3 protein-coding genes and 1 pseudogene are annotated in these 3,193 nt (G+C 70.2%); 1 reads left to right on the plus strand and 3 read right to left on the minus strand.

What is annotated here, in order from left to right; translation table 11 throughout:
* The coding region (locus ACOJSN_RS21980) for a hypothetical protein (protein WP_420114621.1) at positions 1-342 on the minus strand (342 nt) is incomplete at its 3' end.
* Between the two features lie 834 nt (positions 343-1,176).
* Here ACOJSN_RS21980 and ACOJSN_RS21985 point away from each other — a divergent pair.
* A pseudogene (locus tag ACOJSN_RS21985) lies at positions 1,177-1,767 on the plus strand (IS5/IS1182 family transposase); the annotation flags it as partial.
* Between the two features lie 269 nt (positions 1,768-2,036).
* On the opposite strand, the gene ACOJSN_RS21990 reads toward ACOJSN_RS21985, so the two are convergent.
* Both ACOJSN_RS21990 and ACOJSN_RS21995 read right to left on the minus strand, forming a co-directional pair.
* Positions 2,037-2,423 (minus strand): ATP-binding protein, encoded by a 387-nt coding sequence (locus ACOJSN_RS21990; protein ID WP_420114622.1) that lies wholly within the window; start codon positions 2,421-2,423, stop codon positions 2,037-2,039.
* A gap of 187 nt (positions 2,424-2,610) precedes the next feature.
* The coding region (locus tag ACOJSN_RS21995; protein WP_420114623.1) for a PP2C family protein-serine/threonine phosphatase at positions 2,611-3,193 on the minus strand (583 nt) is incomplete at its 5' end.

The following is a 3,193-nucleotide window of genomic DNA, read 5'->3' on the forward strand; positions in this document are numbered from 1 at the left end:
CGCGAGGAGGACCAGTCTTCGATTGTTCATGCTGGGGGTGAACACGTTCCGGGTGTCCATGTACTTGTCGCTGTTGCTGTACCGAATTTCCCAGGGCTCGTCCCACTCCTGGAAGACCGAGTACATGAACGAAACGGTGCCCGACGAATCGACCTTCCTGAACTCGATGGCCTTGTTCACTATGTCGTCCTGCTTCCCCACCCAGGGGAACTTCACCTCGTCCGGTGCGCTGTTCCAGCAAGCTCCCGGTGCGAGATAGAAGCTCCATTGAGGGTAGTCCCGATACCGAATGGCGATCGCGTGCGAGCTTTCGTTCGCTACTGCGAAAAGAAGCGTGTCCATCTGGCTCTCCTTTGCTGTCTCCCCCTCGGAGGTGGCATCTCCGGTTGTCACGTGCAGGCAGTGCCTGGTTCAACCATTCGAGGGGGCGATGCCAACAGGCTCAATTCCAGAGAAGCACGGTGAGGTTTTCTCGGCGAATTGATCTTTGCGAATCGGGTTGGTCTGGTCATCGCGAGGTGGGGTGGGCAGCGGTGGCCCGGGTGTGGGCAGAGGTGAAGCCCCTGGGGGGACGGCTCTCACGACAAGATCGTCCGCTGAACGGGAGGCTTCACGGGGGTCCCCTGTGCTGCGATGCGCGACGTCCCAGGCCGCCTCGTGGAGTATGCGGTCCGTTTGGTCGGGCACCGTCGCCAGATCGGCACCCCGAAGGGCTCCCGGGCACCGGGCCCGTCCGACAGGCAACTGGCCCTGCGCTGGTTCCGCGAGGGCATCAACGTCCTCGCCGACGATGCTCCGGCCTGCACGAGGTCTTGCGGTGTTGCCACGTGGCAGGGCTGAGCCACGTGCTCCAGGACGGAACGCTCGCCTGCGATCGCGTGGCGGGGACCACGGAGAAGGGGAGCGACCTGCGGGGCTGGTGGGGGTCGCGGTTGTGGCCCGGTGCCGCATCGACCACGTCGAGCCCCCCGGCACCACGCGCCCACAGCACAGGAGCCCGGCGTCAGGGTGGCGCCTCGAGAACCTCGCCGCCCGCGTCGACCACCCGCCGGTGCGCCGCCTCCACCTCATCGCTCACCAGGTAGACCGTGCCGGGGCCGTCCGCATCCGCCCGGGTGCTCTGTCCGGGTGCCTTGTCGAGCCGAACCCCCAGGAGCGCAGCGCCCTCCCGGCGTCGTGGTGGTGCAGCAGCGGCCAGACGGTGGACGGGGAGGCATCAGGCGATATGCCGCTCGCCGTAGGCAACCCGACGCCACGCCCGAGAACCTCACGACCCGTCAGCGACCGGGCGTACCGTGGCGGGATCTTCCGGGCGTCACGGTGCAGGAAGACCGTCTGTGAACGGCATCGGTTCTGGTCGGCCGGCGGGGCCTGGGGCTGGATCCTGCGTGCCGTCCAGGCCGACGCCGGCCTTGCGGACCGGGTCGACTGGAGCACGGTCGGGGTCGGCTCGACCTCCTGCCGGGTACATCAGTACGCGGCAGGGACCCCAGGAAGGAGCCGCGCGTCCCGGCAGAGGACGACACCCCGACACCACCGCACCGAGGAGGGCTCGGACGGTCCCGGGGCGGCCTGGCCTGCAGGATCGACCGCGCCGGTGAAGGCGCATGCCGACCTCGGGCCTTCCTGCTCACACCCGGCCAGTGGGGTGATGCATCGCAGATGATCGACGCTCTCGAACGCACCGCCGTCCCCCGGCCGGAGGGCGGACGGCCCCGCGCGCGCCCGAACCACCTGGGCGGTGATCAGGCGTACAGGTCACGCCGCACCGAGTCCGGCGGCACCGAGAACCCCTGCCCCGCGACGCGACGAATCCTCCGCTCACTCTGCACGTCGTGACGCTGCCGGGGCGTCACCGATGGGCGCAGGACACCATCTGGAACCAGTCAGCCACCCCGCGGAGGCGGGCGGCCAGGAGCTCCCGCCCACGAGGGCGACGCCTCCCCGCATCAGCTCGACGCATGACTGATCGCGATGCGAGGACAGCCGGCCAGACTCATCGACAGGAGGTCCGTCCTTTGGCCGCCGGGCAGTGCCTAGTGGAGCGGCAGCGTGGCGGTGAGGCGTTTGCCGACGGCTTCGCGCCGCATCTGCAGGGAGGTGGCGACCGCCGTCACGATCTCGAGTCCGTGGCCACCGATGCGGGTGGGGTCGTGCTCGCGGACGGCCGGGAGAGCAGGGTCGCTGTCCCAGACGCTCACCGCGAGTCCGTCGTGCACCAGCTCCAGCTCCAGCATGTACGGTCCCGGCGCGTACTTGCGCACATTGGTCACCAGTTCGCTCACGACGAGCGGGAGCACCAGCCCCAGGTCCGGGCCGACCGGCACCTGGCTCTCCGCCTGCACGCGGGCGAGGAAGTCGGACGCGAGGGACCGCGCCTCCCCGATACTCGCACTGCCGTCGTAGGCGGCTGATGCCCGCAAGCGGCGCTCCTGGGTCTCCTGTCCCGGAACGTGCGAATCCTCCGCGCCCCCCTCGGCGCCGTCCCCACCCTGGGGGAGGCCTTGCACCATTCCTACCGCCTACCCTTCTCCCGCCGGTCATGCTCGTTCTGCGCGGGTGATGCGGTCCCGCGGTGGTGATTCGGGCCACACCGGCCCGCCGCTGTCGTCAGGCCCCCGGCGGCGGCACCCGTGCGGCGATCAGCGTGATGTCGTCCCGGGTGTCCCCCAGTTCCCGCGCGAGCGCGGCGCACAACTTCCGGAGGGGCATGGCCCGGTGGTCGGCCAGGCGTTGGCGCAGGCTTGCCATGCCGGTGTCGATGCTCTGCGACCGGGACTCCACCAGACCGTCGGTGTACAGCAGCAGCGTGGAGCCGGCCGGCAGGTCGGCCCGCTGGGTCGGGCGTTCCATGGTGGGCCGCGCTCCGAGCAGCGGGGCGTGGGGCCCGGTGAGGAACTCGGTGCCGCCGTCGCAGGCGAGCAGCAGGGGCGGCGGGTGGCCGGCGATCGACCACGACAGCTGCCAGGAGCCGTCCGGCCCGGGGTGCAGGCGCACCAGGATGGCGGTGGCCGAGTCGGCGTGGGTCAGCCGGGCCTGCGCGGTGTCGAGACGCCGCAGGATCTCGCCGGGCGTCTCCTCGGGGCGGTCGACGGCCAACGCCCGCAGCATGTTGCGGAGTTCGCTCATGCGGGCGGCGGCCTGGATGTCGTGCCCGGTGACATCGCCGATGACCAGCATGGTGTCGCCGCCG

This window comes from Pseudactinotalea sp. (genome assembly GCF_048594945.1).
Taxonomy (GTDB): Bacteria; Actinomycetota; Actinomycetes; order Actinomycetales; family Beutenbergiaceae; genus Pseudactinotalea.